The sequence below is a fragment of the Enterobacter sp. R-1.6.2 genome (assembly GCF_035064085.1).
Lineage (GTDB): Bacteria > Pseudomonadota > Gammaproteobacteria > Enterobacterales > Enterobacteriaceae > Enterobacter > Enterobacter asburiae_B.
The window spans coordinates 44,457-60,532 of sequence record NZ_JASEYI010000006.1; the positions used below are offsets into that span (position 1 = coordinate 44,457).

Sequence of the window (16,076 nt, forward strand, 5' to 3'; positions counted from 1 at the left end):
TCTGCGTGTATCATTCCCTTTAATCAGTACTTTTTGAATGGAATGGATATGAATACCTTACGCATCGGCTTAGTGTCGATTTCTGACCGCGCCTCCAGCGGCGTTTACCAGGATAAAGGCATCCCCGCTCTGGAAGAGTGGCTTGGCAGCGCGCTGACCACCCCCTTTGACATTCAGACCCGCCTGATCCCTGACGAACAGCCGATCATCGAGCAGACGCTCTGCGAGCTGGTGGATGAGATGAGCTGCCACCTTGTTCTGACGACGGGCGGAACCGGCCCCGCGCGCCGCGACGTGACGCCGGACGCAACGCTGGCGATTGCCGATCGCGAAATGCCGGGCTTTGGCGAGCAGATGCGCCAGATAAGTCTACACTTTGTCCCGACGGCCATTCTTTCCCGCCAGGTGGGAGTGATCCGCAAGCAGGCGTTGATTCTGAACCTGCCGGGGCAGCCGAAGTCGATCAAAGAGACGCTTGAAGGGCTGAAAGCGGAAGATGGCAGCGTCCTCGTTCACGGCATCTTTGCAAGTGTACCGTATTGTATACAGCTGCTTGACGGTCCGTATGTGGAAACCGATGAGAAAGTGGTAGCAGCTTTTCGCCCGAAAAACGCACGTCGCGAAACAATCTCCTGAAATTAACCAATATGTGGCATTAGCTGAAGCGGCGATGGCGTGGTAAAGCTTTTACGGTATAGTAATTTTTTCTTTACGATTGCTGTAAAAATAATTCCACAATATACGCAAATGGTTCGCTATGTCACATAACACCCGACCTCTGAATCGACAGGACTACAAAACTCTCACGCTCGCGGCCTTAGGCGGCGCGCTGGAGTTTTACGACTTCATCATCTTTGTTTTCTTTGCCGCCGTGGTGGGAGAACTCTTCTTCCCGGCGGATATCCCGGAATGGCTGCGTCAGGTGCAAACCTTCGGCATTTTTGCCGCCGGGTATCTGGCGCGTCCGCTGGGCGGCATTATCATGGCCCACTTTGGCGATCTGGTCGGGCGTAAGAAGATGTTTACCCTTAGCATCCTGCTGATGGCCGTGCCGACGCTGGCTATTGGTCTGCTGCCCACCTATGCCTCGATGGGCATTCTCGCTCCGTTGCTGCTGTTGCTGATGCGCGTTCTTCAGGGCGCGGCGATTGGCGGTGAAGTGCCGGGCGCGTGGGTGTTTGTCGCGGAGCATGTTCCGGCGCGCCGCATTGGAATCGCCTGCGGAACCTTAACCGCGGGCTTAACGGTAGGGATTTTGCTCGGTTCCGTCGTCGCGACAATTGTAAACACCAGCATGACGCAGCAGGCCGTGCATGACTGGGGCTGGCGTATTCCGTTCCTGCTGGGCGGGGCGTTTGGTCTGGTCGCGATGTACCTGCGCCGCTGGCTGCAGGAGACGCCGATTTTCCTCGAGATGCAGCAGCGCAAAGCGCTGGCGCAGGAGCTGCCGGTGAAGGCGGTCGTGGTTCGCCATAAAAAAGCGGTGGTGGTGTCGATGCTGCTCACCTGGCTGCTCTCGGCGGGCATTGTGGTGGTGATATTGATGTCCCCGGTGTGGCTGCAAAAGCAGTACGGTTTCGCCCCTGCCGTGACGCTACAGGCGAACAGTATCGCGACAATCATGCTCTGCTTTGGCTGTCTGGCCGCCGGGCTGGCAGCAGATCGTTTCGGTGCCAGCGTTACCTTTATCGTCGGCAGCCTGCTACTGGCCGCGTCAAGCTGGGCGTTTTACCATCTGGCGGGCAGCCATCCTGAACAGCTGTTCCTGCTGTACGGCGTGGTAGGGCTGTGCGTGGGCGTAGTGGGTGCTGTGCCTTACGTCATGGTACGAGCTTTCCCGCCGGAAGTTCGTTTTACCGGGATCTCGTTCTCTTACAACGTCTCATATGCCATTTTCGGCGGGCTGACGCCTATTGCGGTTACCGTACTGATGGGCGTGTCGCCGATGGCGCCAGCCTGGTATGTACTCGCGCTCTCGCTGATGGGGCTGGTATTAGGATTTTGGCTTCGTCAGGCGGGGGGATGTCGTGCCCGCGAGGCGGACACGACAGAGGGATCAGTGTTTTTCACCAATCGGTAGAACGGTGCGGTCAAACTGCTCGTTCAGCACTTCACCCATTGCGAGGTAGATAGCGCTTGCGCCGCAAACCAGACCAATCCAGCCTGCAACATGAACGATGCCTTCGTTATCCACCAGGTGACCGATCGCCAGCAGGGCGAACAGCACGGTCAGGCTCAGGAAAACGAACTGCAGCATGCGGTTACCTTTCAGGGTACCGAAGAACATGAACAGGGTGAAGACGCCCCACAGGCCCAGGTAAACGCCCAGGAAGTGGGCGTTTGCCGCGTCTGCCATGCCCATTTTAGGCAGCAGCAGAATGGCAACCAGGGTCAGCCAGAAAGAACCGTAAGAGGTGAAGGCGGTTAAGCCGAAGGTATTGCCTTTCTTATATTCCAGCAGGCCCGCGAAGATTTGCGCGATACCGCCGTAAAAAATGCCCATCGCCAGGATGATGCCATCCATCGGGAACATCCCGATATTGTGCAGGTTCAGCAGGATAGTGGTCATGCCAAAACCCATCAGGCCCAGCGGAGCCGGATTAGCCAACTTAGTGTTGCCCATAAGTCCTCAAAAAAATCATCATTAATATGGTGAAATGGTTAAACCCGCGTCAGTTCTCCCTGACTGGGCGCGGCATCATAATGGGCGCAATCGGTGGCGTCTATGATCTCATCAGGGTGAAATTAAAATTTTTTTTATGCTTGCCCCTTGATGGATGCCGTCGCGACCCCATCTTGTAGTCAACCGCAGTGTGTGGACCTGAAAAAAATCAAATCTGGGCAGTTGAAAAAGCACGTTCTGCCCTTATTACAGGTACACAACCACATGTTGACTGAATTTTTAGTGGAGACGTTTAGATGGGTAAAATTATTGGTATCGACCTGGGTACTACCAACTCTTGTGTAGCGATTATGGATGGCACTACTGCACGCGTGCTGGAGAACGCCGAGGGCGATCGCACCACGCCTTCTATCATTGCTTATACCCAGGATGGTGAAACTCTGGTTGGTCAGCCGGCTAAACGTCAGGCAGTGACAAACCCGCAAAACACCCTGTTTGCGATTAAACGCCTGATCGGCCGCCGCTTCCAGGACGAAGAAGTTCAGCGTGACGTTTCCATCATGCCTTACAAAATCATCGCGGCAGATAACGGCGATGCATGGCTTGATGTGAAAGGCACCAAAACTGCACCACCGCAGATTTCTGCTGAAGTGCTGAAAAAAATGAAGAAAACCGCTGAAGATTACCTGGGTGAGCCGGTAACTGAAGCTGTTATCACCGTACCTGCCTACTTCAACGATGCTCAGCGTCAGGCAACCAAAGATGCTGGCCGTATCGCAGGTCTGGAAGTAAAACGTATCATCAACGAACCAACCGCTGCTGCACTGGCTTACGGTCTGGATAAAGAAGTTGGCAACCGTACTATCGCGGTTTACGACCTGGGTGGTGGTACCTTCGATATCTCTATTATCGAAATCGACGAAGTTGACGGCGAAAAAACCTTCGAAGTTCTGGCAACCAACGGTGATACCCACCTGGGTGGTGAAGACTTCGATACCCGTCTGATCAACTACCTCGTTGACGAGTTCAAGAAAGATCAGGGCATTGACCTGCGTAACGACCCGCTGGCCATGCAGCGCCTGAAAGAAGCCGCTGAGAAAGCGAAGATCGAACTTTCTTCCGCTCAGCAGACCGACGTGAACCTGCCGTACATCACCGCAGACGCGACCGGTCCTAAACACATGAACATCAAAGTGACCCGTGCGAAACTGGAAAGCCTGGTAGAAGACCTGGTGAACCGTTCAATCGAGCCGCTGAAAGTTGCTCTGCAGGACGCTGGCCTGTCCGTATCCGATATCCAGGACGTTATCCTGGTCGGTGGTCAGACCCGTATGCCAATGGTTCAGAAGAAAGTGGCTGAGTTCTTTGGTAAAGAGCCACGTAAAGACGTTAACCCGGACGAAGCGGTCGCAATCGGTGCTGCGGTTCAGGGTGGCGTACTGACCGGTGAAGTTAAAGACGTACTGCTGCTGGACGTTACCCCGCTGTCTCTGGGTATCGAAACCATGGGCGGTGTGATGACTGCGCTCATCAACAAAAACACCACCATCCCAACGAAACACAGCCAGGTGTTCTCTACCGCTGAAGACAACCAGTCTGCGGTAACCATCCATGTGATTCAGGGTGAGCGTAAGCGTGCGGCGGATAACAAATCTCTGGGTCAGTTCAACCTGGACGGTATTAACCCGGCACCGCGCGGCATGCCGCAGATCGAAGTGACCTTCGACATCGATGCTGACGGTATCCTGCACGTGTCTGCGAAAGACAAAAACAGCGGTAAAGAGCAGAAGATCACCATCAAGGCATCTTCTGGCCTGAACGAAGCGGAAATCGAAAAAATGGTTCGCGATGCCGAAGCTAACGCGGAATCCGACCGTAAGTTCGAAGAGCTGGTTCAGACCCGTAACCAGGGTGACCATCTGCTGCACAGCACCCGTAAGCAGGTTGAAGAAGCAGGCGATAAACTGCCAGCGGAAGACAAGACTGCTATCGAAGCTGCACTGAGCGCGCTGGAATCCTCACTGAAAGGTGAAGACAAAGCGGACATCGAAGCGAAGATGCAGGAACTGGCGCAGGCTTCTCAGAAGCTGATGGAAATCGCTCAGCAGCAGCACGCTCAACAGCAGGCGGGCGCTGACGCTTCGGCGAACAACGCGAAAGACGACGACGTTGTCGACGCTGAGTTCGAAGAAGTTAAAGATAAAAAATAATCGCCCTGATGCAGGGTAATTAATCGGCACGGGCGTAGGAGAACTCTCCACGCCCGTGCTCGCATGTTAAGGGGCTTAAAAAAACCAATGGCAAAGCAAGACTATTACGAGATTTTAGGCGTTCCGAAAACTGCGGAAGAGCGTGAAATCAAAAAGGCGTATAAGCGCCTGGCCATGAAATTCCACCCGGACCGTAACCAGGGTGACAAAGAGGCTGAAGCCAAATTTAAAGAGATCAAAGAAGCCTACGAAGTCCTGACCGATGCACAAAAACGTGCGGCCTATGACCAGTACGGTCACGCTGCCTTTGAACAGGGCGGCATGGGCGGCGGTGGATTCGGTGGCGGCGGCTTTGGCGGCGGCGCTGACTTCAGCGATATCTTTGGCGATGTATTTGGCGACATCTTTGGCGGCGGCCGTGGTCGTCAGCGCGCGGCGCGCGGCGCGGACCTGCGCTACAACATGGAGCTGACGCTGGAAGAGGCCGTTCGCGGCGTAACCAAAGAGATCCGTATCCCGACGCTGGAAGAGTGTGACGTTTGCCACGGCAGCGGCGCGAAAGCGGGCACACAGCCTCAGACCTGTCCAACCTGTCACGGCTCTGGTCAGGTACAGATGCGTCAGGGCTTCTTCGCGGTACAGCAGGCCTGTCCTCACTGTCACGGTCGCGGCACGCTGATTAAAGATCCATGCACCAAATGCCACGGCCACGGTCGCGTTGAGAAAACCAAAACTCTGTCCGTTAAGATCCCGGCTGGCGTCGATACGGGCGACCGCATCCGTCTGGCCGGTGAGGGCGAAGCAGGCGAGCACGGCGCACCGGCAGGCGATCTGTACGTTCAGGTCCAGGTGAAACAGCACGCCATCTTCGAGCGTGAAGGTAATAACCTGTACTGCGAAGTGCCGATCAACTTCGCGATGGCGGCACTCGGTGGCGAAATCGAAGTGCCAACGCTGGACGGTCGCGTGAACCTGAAAGTGCCTGGGGAAACCCAGACCGGCAAGCTGTTCCGCATGCGCGGAAAAGGCGTTAAATCCGTTCGCGGTGGCGCGCAGGGCGATCTTCTGTGCCGCGTCGTCGTCGAAACGCCGGTTGGCCTGAACGACAAGCAGAAACAGCTGCTGAAAGAGCTGCAGGAAAGCTTTGGCGGCCCGACGGGCGAGAAAAACAGCCCGCGTTCCAAAAGCTTCTTCGATGGCGTCAAAAAATTCTTCGATGATTTGACTCGCTAATTCGTTAGCTGGTTTTCATCTTCTCAAAGCCCGGAAGCGATTCCGGGCTTTTTTATTTGCGCTTATAGCTCGGTTAAACTGAGTCTATACTCAACATTAATCTGTTTTTGCCGAGCTATTTGGCTTGGTATTATGGTTTTATCGAGGTATTGTTGTAAAAGAGAGAACGTAAATGAAATTACTACACCGTTTCTTTAGCAGTGAGGCGTCCGGTGGCGTGATCCTGATTATTGCCGCAGCGGCCGCGATGGTGCTGGCTAACCTTGGCATCACGCAGGATCTCTACCATGCATTTCTGGAAACGCCCGTTGAGCTGAAGGTCGGGGCGCTGGAAATTAACAAGAACATGCTGCTGTGGATCAACGATGCGCTAATGGCGGTGTTCTTCCTGCTGGTAGGTCTTGAGGTTAAGCGTGAGCTGGTTCTGGGCTCGCTTGCCAGCCGCCAGCGCGCGGCGTTTCCTGTGATCGCAGCCATCGGCGGAATGGTTGTTCCGGCGTTGCTCTTCCTGGCGTTCACCTGGCAGGATCCTGTTGCGCGTGACGGCTGGGCGATCCCGGCCGCGACGGATATCGCCTTTGCGCTAGGTGTCTTAGCCTTGCTCGGTAGCCGCGTGCCGGTAGCCCTGAAAATCTTCCTGATGGCGCTGGCGATCATCGATGACTTGGGTGCCATTGTGATTATCGCGCTGTTCTACACCAGCGATCTGTCGATCCTGTCCCTGAGCGTCGCCGCCGGGGCGATTGCGGTGCTGGCGCTGCTGAATATCTTCAATGTTCGCCGCATCGGTATCTATATCCTGGTGGGGATGGTGCTGTGGACGGCGGTACTGAAATCCGGCGTGCACGCCACGCTGGCTGGTGTGATTGTCGGCTTCTTCGTGCCGCTTAAACCGCAGGACGGCAAGTCGCCTGCCAAACAGCTGGAGCATGTGCTGCACCCTTGGGTTGCCTTTATGATCCTGCCGCTGTTTGCGTTTGCCAACGCGGGCGTTTCCCTCGGCGGCGTGACGCTGGACGGGCTGACGTCCGTGCTGCCGCTGGGCATTATTGCCGGGCTGTTTATCGGTAAGCCGCTGGGCATTAGCCTCTTCTGCTGGCTGGCGACGAAGCTGAAGCTGGCGTCATTGCCGCATGGCACCACGTTTTCGCAAATTATGGCCGTCGGCGTGCTGTGTGGAATCGGGTTTACGATGTCGATCTTTATTTCGACGCTGGCGTTTGGTACGCATGCGCCTGAGCTTATCGTCTGGGCTAAACTCGGCATTCTCATCGGGTCATTACTGGCCGCGGTAATCGGTTATACCTTGTTGAAGGTGAAGTTGTCCGGACAGGCCGTCCAGGCATAACGGAACACCGGGAGGAGGCGATCCTTCTCCCGATACACACTCAGGGAGAGAAGACGCGATGTCTCATTTAAATTACAACCATCTGTACTACTTCTGGCACGTCTATAAACAGGGCTCGGTGGTGGGGGCGGCAGAGGCGCTCTACCTGACGCCGCAAACCATCACCGGGCAAATCAAGGCCCTGGAAGAGCGTCTGCAGGGGAAGCTGTTCAAGCGTAAGGGGCGTGGGATTGAACCCAGCGAACTGGGTGAACTGGTGTTCCGCTATGCGGACAAAATGTTCACCCTGAGCCAGGAGATGCTGGATATCGTCAACTACCGCAAAGAGTCGAACCTGCTCTTTGACGTTGGCGTGGCGGATGCGCTGTCCAAGCGGCTGGTGAGCGGCGTGCTGGATGCGGCGGTAGTTGAAGACGAGCAAATTCACCTGCGCTGCTTTGAATCCACCCACGAGATGCTGCTGGAACAGCTGAGCCAGCACAAGCTGGAAATGATTATCTCGGACTGCCCGATTGACTCCACCCAGCAGGAAGGGCTGTTCTCGGTGAAGATTGGCGAATGTGGCGTGAGCTTCTGGTGTATCAACCCGCCGCCGGAGAAACCCTTCCCGGCCTGCCTGGAAGAGCGTCGCCTGCTGGTGCCTGGGCGACGCTCAATGCTCGGACGCAAGCTGCTGAACTGGTTTAATTCGCAGGGGCTTAAGGTAGAAATCCTCGGTGAGTTCGACGATGCGGCGCTGATGAAAGCCTTTGGCGAAGCGCATAATGCGATCTTCGTTGCGCCGACGCTGTACGCGCACGATCTCTATTCAGACGACAAGATTACGGAGATAGGCAGAGTGGATAACGTGATGGAGGAGTACCACGCCATATTTGCCGAAAGAATGATTCAGCACCCGGCGGTGCAGCGAATCTGCAACCGTGACTACTCGGCGCTGTTTACGCCACCGGCAATCTGAAGGCATAAAAAAACCCGCGTTAAGCGGGTTCTTTAAACAAGCAACAACAAGTAGCGATTAAGCCAGTTTGTTGATCTGCGCGGTCAGGTTTGCTTTATGACGCGCTGCTTTGTTTTTGTGGATCAGACCTTTAGCAGCCTGACGATCCACGATTGGTTGCATTTCGTTAAATGCGTTCTGCGCTGCAGCTTTGTCGCCTGCTTCGATTGCTGCGTATACTTTCTTGATGAAAGTACGCATCATAGAGCGACGGCTTGCGTTGTGCTTACGAGCCTTTTCAGACTGAACGGCACGTTTCTTAGCTGATTTGATATTAGCCAAGTCCAACTCCCAAATATGTTCTATGTGGACAATTCAAAGGCCGAGGAATATGCCCTCTTTGCCTTCTTTTGTCAATGGATTTGTGCAAATAAGCGCCGTTAATTAGCGACGCTACGTTACGTAGTGATGGCGCAGGATTCTACCAGCTTGTCTTCCCTGAATACAGCCTTTCGGCATAAAAATCGCAGTTCACGAGCAGATTTTTTCGCTGCGAAAGGTCAGCCTGATGAAATCATTACGGCTTTCTGTTTTGCGCGAACAATCGCCGGTTAACCTTAACCGCTGTACAAGGTATACTTTGGCGATTTTCACTGTTTTGAGCCAGACATGAAGCTGATACGCGGCATACATAATCTCAGCAGCGCGCCACACGGGTGCGTGCTGACTATTGGTAATTTCGACGGCGTGCATCGTGGTCATCAGGCGCTGTTGCAGGGATTGCGGAAAGAAGGGGAGGCCCGTGGCCTGCCCGTTGTAGTGATGATTTTCGAGCCGCAGCCGCTGGAATTGTTTGCGGGCGATAAATCTCCCGCCCGACTCACTCGCCTGCGCGAGAAATTGCGCTATCTGGCGGAGTCCGGCGTGGACTATGTATTGTGTTTACGTTTCGATCGTCGCTTTGCCGCGCTGACAGCACAAAATTTCGTCAGCGACCTGCTGGTTAAGCGTCTTGGCGTACAGTTTCTCGCCGTGGGTGATGATTTCCGCTTTGGCGCTGGTCGTCAGGGCGATTTCTTGCTATTACAGAAGGCTGGTCTGGAGTATGGATTTGACGTCACCAGCGCGATGACCTTCTGCGAAGGCGGCGTGCGCGTCAGCAGCACGGCGGTGCGTCAGGCGCTGGCTAATGATGACCTGGACACGGCAGAAACCCTGCTGGGCCATCCGTTCACCATCTCTGGCCGCGTGGTCCATGGCGATGCGCTGGGCCGCACGATAGGCTTCCCGACGGCGAATATACCGCTGCGTCGTCAGGTTTCCCCGGTTAAAGGGGTGTATGCGGTGGAAGTGGCAGGACTGGGCGATAAGTCGTTCTACGGCGTCGCCAACATTGGCACGCGTCCGACCGTCGCCGGTGTGCGTCAACAGTTAGAAGTGCACCTGCTGGACGTTGTAATGGACCTCTATGGTCGCCATATAGATGTGATACTGCGTAAAAAAATACGCAACGAGCAGCGATTTGGTTCGCTGGATGAACTAAAAGCGCAAATTGCGCGAGATGAATTGACGGCCCGCGAGTTTTTTGGGCTTTGAACCCGGCTTAACTGCCTACGTGATAAATACGGAACCGAGAATCTGATGAGTGACTATAAATCAACCCTGAATTTGCCGGAAACAGGGTTCCCGATGCGCGGCGATCTCGCCAAGCGCGAACCGGGAATGCTGGCGCGTTGGACCGATGATGACCTGTACGGCATCATTCGTGCAGCCAAAAAAGGCAAAAAAACCTTCATTCTGCATGATGGCCCTCCATATGCGAATGGCAGCATTCATATTGGTCACTCGGTTAACAAGATTCTGAAAGACATTATCGTGAAGTCAAAAGGCCTCACGGGATACGACTCGCCTTATGTTCCGGGCTGGGACTGCCACGGTCTGCCAATCGAGCTGAAAGTGGAGCAAGAGTTCGGCAAGCCGGGTGAGAAGTTCACCGCCGCCGAGTTCCGTGCGAAGTGCCGCGAATACGCAGCCACGCAGGTTGACGGTCAGCGCGCTGACTTCATCCGTCTGGGCGTGCTGGGCGACTGGTCGCACCCGTACCTGACCATGGACTTCAAAACTGAAGCCAACATCATCCGTGCGCTGGGTAAAATCATCGGTAACGGCCACTTGCACAAAGGCGCTAAGCCGGTGCACTGGTGCGTGGACTGCCGCTCTGCGCTGGCAGAAGCGGAAGTTGAATATTACGACAAAACCTCTCCGTCTATCGACGTGGCGTTCAACGCTGTCGATCAGGATGCGGTGAAGGCTAAATTTGGCGTCTCCTCGGTAAACGGCCCGATCTCTCTGGTGATCTGGACCACCACCCCGTGGACCCTGCCGGCGAACCGTGCGATCTCCCTGTCCGGTGAGTTCGAATACGCGCTGGTTCAGATTGACGGTCAGGCGGTTATCCTGGCGAAAGATCTGGTTGAGAGCGTGCTGAAGCGCGCGCATATCACCGACTACACCGTGCTGGGCACCGTGAAAGGCGACGCGCTGGAGCTGATGCGCTTCAAACACCCGTTCCTGGACTTCGACGTTCCGGCGATCCTGGGCGACCACGTGACGCTGGAAGCGGGTACCGGTGCGGTGCATACCGCCGGTGGCCATGGTCCTGACGACTACAACATCAGCCTGAAGTACGGTCTGGAAATCGCTAACCCGGTTGGCCCGGACGGATCTTACCTGCCAGGCACCTATCCGGCGCTAGACGGTATCAACGTCTTCAAGGCGAACGACATCATCGTCGACATGCTGCGCACCAGCGGCGCGCTGCTGCACGTTGAAAAAATGCAGCACAGCTATCCGTGCTGCTGGCGTCACAAAACCCCGATCATCTTCCGTGCGACCCCGCAGTGGTTCGTCAGCATGGATCAGAAAGGCCTGCGCGAGCAGTCTCTGAAAGAGATCAAAGGCGTGCAGTGGATCCCTGACTGGGGCCAGGCGCGTATCGAATCCATGGTGGCTAACCGTCCTGACTGGTGTATCTCCCGTCAGCGTACCTGGGGAGTGCCGATGTCTCTGTTCGTACATAAAGAGACGCAGGAGCTGCACCCGAACACCCTGGAACTGATGGAAGAAGTGGCGAAGCGCGTCGAAGTTGACGGCATTCAGGCGTGGTGGGATCTCGACTCCCGCGACATCCTGGGCGCTGACGCAGACAACTACGAGAAAGTGCCGGATACCCTGGACGTGTGGTTCGACTCCGGGTCTACCCACTCCTCCGTGGTTGACGTGCGTCCGGAATTTGCCGGTCACGCTGCCGATATGTATCTGGAAGGGTCTGACCAACACCGCGGCTGGTTCATGTCATCTCTGATGATCTCCACCGCCATGAAGGGTAAAGCGCCTTACCGTCAGGTACTGACTCACGGCTTCACCGTGGATGGTCAGGGCCGTAAGATGTCCAAATCTATCGGTAACACCGTTTCTCCGCAGGATGTGATGAACAAGCTGGGCGCAGACATTCTGCGTCTGTGGGTGGCCTCTACCGATTACACCGGCGAAATGGCGGTGTCTGACGAGATCCTGAAGCGTGCTGCCGACAGCTATCGTCGTATCCGTAACACCGCGCGCTTCCTGCTGGCGAACCTGAACGGGTTCGATCCGGCAAAAGACATGGTGAAACCGGAAGAGATGGTGGTGCTGGACCGCTGGGCGGTAGGCTGCGCGAAAGCGGCGCAGGAAGATATCCTGAAAGCCTATGAGTCTTACGACTTCCACGAAGTGGTGCAGCGCCTGATGCGCTTCTGCTCCATCGAGATGGGCTCGTTCTACCTCGACATCATCAAAGACCGCCAGTACACCGCGAAAGCGGACAGCGTGGCGCGTCGTAGCTGCCAGACCGCGCTGTTCCACATCGCAGAAGCGCTGGTGCGCTGGATGGCGCCGATCATGTCCTTCACCGCGGATGAAATCTGGGGCTACCTGCCGGGCGACCGTGAGAAGTATGTGTTCACGGGCGAGTGGTACGAAGGTCTGTTCGATCTCTCCAGCACCGAAGCGATGAACGATGCCTTCTGGGACGAGCTGCTCAAAGTGCGTGGCGAAGTGAACAAGGTTATCGAGCAGGCGCGCGCGGACAAGAAAGTCGGCGGCTCTCTGGAAGCGGCAGTTACGCTGTATGCCGAACCGGAGCTGGCGGCGAAGCTGACGGCGCTGGGCGATGAATTACGATTTGTCCTGTTGACCTCCGGTGCGAAAGTTGCGGATTATGCCGATGCTTCTGCTGATGCTCAGCAGAGCGAACTGCTCAAAGGACTGAAAGTCGCGCTGAGCAAAGCCGACGGTGAGAAATGCCCGCGTTGCTGGCATTACACCACCGATGTTGGCCAGGTGGCGGAACACGCAGACATCTGCGGACGCTGTGTAAGCAACGTCGCCGGTGACGGCGAAAAACGTAAGTTTGCCTGATGAGTAAAACTCTCTGTTCAACAGGACTGCGCTGGCTATGGCTGGTTGTGGTGGTGCTGATTATCGATCTGGGCAGCAAGTTCCTGATCCTCCAGAATTTCGCTCTGGGGGAGACGGTTCCGCTATTCCCGTCGCTTAACCTGCACTACGCGCGTAACTACGGCGCAGCGTTTAGTTTCCTTGCCGACAGCGGTGGCTGGCAGCGCTGGTTCTTTGCGGGTATCGCTCTCGGTATCTGCGTGATCCTCGCGGTGCTGATGTACCGCTCGAAGGCCACGCAAAAGCTGAATAACATTGCCTACGCGCTGATCATTGGCGGCGCGCTGGGCAACCTGTTTGACCGCCTGTGGCACGGCTTTGTGGTTGATATGATCGACTTCTACGTCGGCGACTGGCACTTCGCGACCTTTAACCTTGCCGATACGGCAATTTGTATCGGTGCGGCGTTAATCGTGCTGGAAGGCTTCTTGCCTAAACCGGCCGTGAAAGAGCAGGCGTAACACACTCGCCCGGTGGCGTAATGCTACCGGGCAAAACAAGCGAGCAATTTGCATGTCTAAATCCGTACAGAGCAACAGCGCGGTTCTCGTTCACTTCACGCTGAAGCTGGATGACGGCTCCACGGCCGAATCCACCCGCAATAACGGCAAACCGGCCCTGTTTCGTCTTGGCGATACCTCCCTGTCTGAAGGTCTTGAGCAGCAGCTTCTGGGCCTGAAAGAGGGTGAGAAAAAAGCCTTTTCGCTGGAGCCGGATGCCGCGTTTGGCGTGCCGAGTCCGGACCTGATCCAGTATTTCTCGCGCCGCGAGTTTATGGACGCGGGTGAACCGGAGATCGGAGCGATTATGCTCTTTACCGCTATGGACGGCAGCGAAATGCCTGGCATGATCCGCGAAATCAACGGCGACTCTATTACCGTTGACTTCAACCATCCGCTTGCCGGGCGTACCGTTCATTTTGATGTTGAAGTGCTGGAAATCGATCCTGCACTGGAGGCCTGAAATGCAGATCCTGTTGGCTAACCCGCGCGGCTTCTGCGCCGGTGTAGACCGCGCTATCAGCATTGTTGAAAACGCGCTGGAGATTTACGGCGCGCCGATTTATGTACGTCACGAAGTGGTGCACAACCGCTACGTGGTCGACAGCCTGCGCGAGCGCGGAGCCATCTTCATTGAACAAATCAGCGAAGTGCCGGACGGTGCGATCCTGATCTTCTCCGCGCACGGCGTCTCTCAGGCGGTACGTAACGAAGCGAAAAGCCGCGATCTGACCGTATTCGATGCCACCTGCCCGCTGGTGACAAAAGTGCATATGGAAGTGGCTCGCGCCAGCCGTCGTGGTGAAGAGTCGATTCTGATTGGCCATGCCGGTCATCCGGAAGTCGAAGGCACCATGGGCCAGTACAGTAACCCGGAAGGAGGGATGTATCTGGTTGAGTCGCCTGAAGATGTCTTTACGCTGAACGTGAAAAATGAAGCCCGTCTGTCGTTTATGACCCAGACAACGCTCTCCGTAGACGATACTTCAGACGTGATTGACGCGCTGCGTCAGCGCTTCCCGAAAATCGTTGGCCCGCGTAAGGATGATATCTGCTACGCGACCACTAACCGTCAGGAAGCGGTGCGCGCACTGGCTGAAAAGGCGGATGTGGTGCTGGTAGTCGGCTCCAAAAACTCGTCTAACTCAAACCGTCTGGCCGAACTGGCGCAACGCATGGGGAAAGCGGCTTTCCTGATTGATGACGCGTCGGATATTCAGGAGGCGTGGGTTAAGCACGCGGCATGTGTCGGCGTGACGGCCGGGGCGTCTGCGCCAGATATTCTGGTACAGAACGTCATTTCTCGTTTGCAGGAACTGGGCGGTGGCGAAGCGGTGCCGCTGGAAGGACGTGAAGAAAACATCGTTTTTGAAGTCCCGAAAGAACTGCGCATCGACGCCCGCGAAGTCGAATAGTCCTTTTTCTGATGAAAGGCCAGCACCTCCTGTGCTGGCCTTTTTTTTACCCGTTACTTTATCGTGACGACAAAATCATGTCTTTTACTGATATTTAAGTCGGTTTCACGTTAAATTCTAATTATCGGTGTTTTCAGTTGGCAGTGCTTCTCAAGGCTGGTTAATCTGAAAACGGTTTACATCATTTTAACGTAAGAGAATAACTATGCATGATGCACAGATCCGTGTCGCCATTGCGGGCGCGGGTGGACGTATGGGCCGTCAGCTTATTCAGGCGGCACTTCAGATGGATGGCGTCGCGCTTGGCGCGGCTCTGGAGCGTGAAGGCTCTTCACTTCTGGGGACCGATGCCGGTGAGCTGGCGGGCGCAGGCCACACAGGCGTTACCGTGCAAAGCAGCCTGGAGGCGGTAAAAGAGGACTTCGATGTATTCATCGATTTTACCCGCCCGGAAGGGACGCTCACGCATCTGGCGTTTTGTCGTCAGCACGGCAAGGGGATGGTGATCGGCACCACCGGTTTTGACGATGCGGGCAAGCAGGCTATCCAGGATGCATCAAAAGAGATTGCGATTGTCTTCGCGGCAAACTTCAGCGTGGGCGTTAACGTCATGCTGAAGCTGCTGGAGAAGGCCGCGAAGGTGATGGGCAACTATACCGATATTGAGATCGTAGAAGCTCACCACCGTTACAAGGTTGATGCGCCATCGGGTACGGCGCTGGCGATGGGCGAAGCGATTGCTCATGCACTTGATAAAGACTTAAAAGACTGCGCGGTCTATACCCGCGAAGGTTACACCGGCGAACGCGTGCCGGGCACTATTGGCTTTGCAACCGTGCGAGCGGGTGACATCGTCGGCGAACATACGGCGATGTTCGCCGATATTGGTGAACGTGTCGAAATTACGCATAAAGCCTCCAGCCGAATGACGTTTGCCAACGGCGCCGTACGCTCTGCTTTGTGGCTTAAAAACAAGAAAAACGGCCTTTTTGATATGCGAGATGTGCTCGATCTCAACAATTTGTAAGCATTATTACCCATCGTGATGTGGTTATTGCAGTCGTAATTATTTGATTGCATAGGGCAATATTTTATTGCCCTTTTATTTTGTCTGTTTTATAGCGTATTTTTGTTTAAGTCTCTAAATATCTATCTCTTGTGGCGTTTTAACGTTACTGAAATGTAAATTTTGACCATCTGGTCTACTTTATAGTGCTGCACCATCTCATTTTTCATTAAACCAGGCGCGCAAGCGTTTTCCGCAGTGATTTACCTGATCTTTTTGTCGCTTAAGCCGCATTCCACTCGCCAGA

14 protein-coding genes and 1 pseudogene are annotated in these 16,076 nt (G+C 55.2%); 13 read left to right on the plus strand and 2 right to left on the minus strand.

The window, feature by feature from the left end; translation table 11 throughout:
• The first annotated feature begins 48 nt into the window (after positions 1 to 48).
• Positions 49 to 636: a molybdopterin adenylyltransferase gene (gene mog, locus QMN93_RS08570; protein ID WP_023310343.1), complete on the plus strand. Its 588-nt coding sequence runs from the start codon at positions 49 to 51 to the stop codon at positions 634 to 636.
• A 121-nt stretch (positions 637 to 757) separates the two neighbouring features.
• The gene (locus QMN93_RS08575; protein WP_029740862.1) at positions 758 to 2,080 is read left to right on the plus strand and encodes an MFS transporter; all 1,323 of its coding nucleotides are present in this window, start codon (positions 758 to 760) and stop codon (positions 2,078 to 2,080) included.
• Here the strand turns inward: QMN93_RS08575 and satP are convergent.
• Positions 2,057 to 2,623, minus strand: coding sequence for an acetate uptake transporter (gene satP / locus QMN93_RS08580; protein ID WP_008502042.1), 567 nt, complete (start codon positions 2,621 to 2,623; stop codon positions 2,057 to 2,059). The two genes, QMN93_RS08575 and satP, sit on opposite strands and share 24 nt — an antisense overlap.
• Positions 2,624 to 2,919: 296 nt before the next feature.
• Between satP and dnaK the strand changes: the two genes are divergently transcribed.
• The 4 genes from dnaK (at position 2,920) to nhaR (ending at position 8,372) form a co-directional block, all read left to right on the plus strand.
• Positions 2,920 to 4,833: a molecular chaperone DnaK gene (gene dnaK, locus QMN93_RS08585; protein WP_023310346.1), complete on the plus strand. Its 1,914-nt coding sequence runs from the start codon at positions 2,920 to 2,922 to the stop codon at positions 4,831 to 4,833.
• An 87-nt stretch (positions 4,834 to 4,920) separates the two neighbouring features.
• Positions 4,921 to 6,066, plus strand: a complete 1,146-nt coding sequence (dnaJ, locus tag QMN93_RS08590; RefSeq protein ID WP_023310347.1) for a molecular chaperone DnaJ — start codon at positions 4,921 to 4,923, stop codon at positions 6,064 to 6,066.
• Positions 6,067 to 6,238: 172 nt separating this feature from the next.
• The gene (nhaA, locus tag QMN93_RS08595) at positions 6,239 to 7,414 is read left to right on the plus strand and encodes a Na+/H+ antiporter NhaA (protein ID WP_039260856.1); all 1,176 of its coding nucleotides are present in this window, start codon (positions 6,239 to 6,241) and stop codon (positions 7,412 to 7,414) included.
• A 58-nt stretch (positions 7,415 to 7,472) separates the two neighbouring features.
• Complete coding sequence (gene nhaR, locus QMN93_RS08600) at positions 7,473 to 8,372, plus strand: transcriptional activator NhaR (protein WP_193138842.1); 900 nt, start codon at positions 7,473 to 7,475, stop codon at positions 8,370 to 8,372.
• A gap of 57 nt (positions 8,373 to 8,429) precedes the next feature.
• Here the strand turns inward: nhaR and rpsT are convergent, their stop codons facing one another.
• On the minus strand, positions 8,430 to 8,693 hold the full coding sequence (rpsT, locus tag QMN93_RS08605; RefSeq protein ID WP_003856458.1) for a 30S ribosomal protein S20: 264 nt from the start codon (positions 8,691 to 8,693) through the stop codon (positions 8,430 to 8,432).
• Positions 8,694 to 8,794: 101 nt separating this feature from the next.
• Here rpsT and QMN93_RS08610 point away from each other — a divergent pair.
• From QMN93_RS08610 to dapB, 7 genes and pseudogenes are all read left to right on the plus strand, one after another.
• Positions 8,795 to 9,013: pseudogene (locus tag QMN93_RS08610) on the plus strand (DUF2575 domain-containing protein).
• Positions 9,014 to 9,020: 7 nt separating this feature from the next.
• A complete protein-coding gene (gene ribF / locus QMN93_RS08615; RefSeq protein ID WP_182383037.1) occupies positions 9,021 to 9,947 on the plus strand; it encodes a bifunctional riboflavin kinase/FAD synthetase in 927 nt (308 codons plus the stop codon).
• A gap of 45 nt (positions 9,948 to 9,992) precedes the next feature.
• Positions 9,993 to 12,809, plus strand: a complete 2,817-nt coding sequence (gene ileS / locus QMN93_RS08620; RefSeq protein WP_063439487.1) for an isoleucine--tRNA ligase — start codon at positions 9,993 to 9,995, stop codon at positions 12,807 to 12,809.
• Positions 12,809 to 13,309 (plus strand): signal peptidase II, encoded by a 501-nt coding sequence (gene lspA / locus QMN93_RS08625; RefSeq protein ID WP_064673216.1) that lies wholly within the window; start codon positions 12,809 to 12,811, stop codon positions 13,307 to 13,309. Before ileS ends, lspA begins: the two co-directional genes overlap by 1 nt.
• Positions 13,310 to 13,361: 52 nt before the next feature.
• Positions 13,362 to 13,811 (plus strand): FKBP-type peptidyl-prolyl cis-trans isomerase, encoded by a 450-nt coding sequence (fkpB, locus tag QMN93_RS08630; RefSeq protein WP_182383038.1) that lies wholly within the window; start codon positions 13,362 to 13,364, stop codon positions 13,809 to 13,811.
• Position 13,812: 1 nt separating this feature from the next.
• A complete protein-coding gene (gene ispH / locus QMN93_RS08635) occupies positions 13,813 to 14,763 on the plus strand; it encodes a 4-hydroxy-3-methylbut-2-enyl diphosphate reductase (protein WP_033144603.1) in 951 nt (316 codons plus the stop codon).
• A 205-nt stretch (positions 14,764 to 14,968) separates the two neighbouring features.
• Positions 14,969 to 15,790 (plus strand): 4-hydroxy-tetrahydrodipicolinate reductase, encoded by an 822-nt coding sequence (gene dapB, locus QMN93_RS08640; RefSeq protein WP_033144604.1) that lies wholly within the window; start codon positions 14,969 to 14,971, stop codon positions 15,788 to 15,790.
• The last annotated feature ends 286 nt before the right edge of the window (positions 15,791 to 16,076 follow it).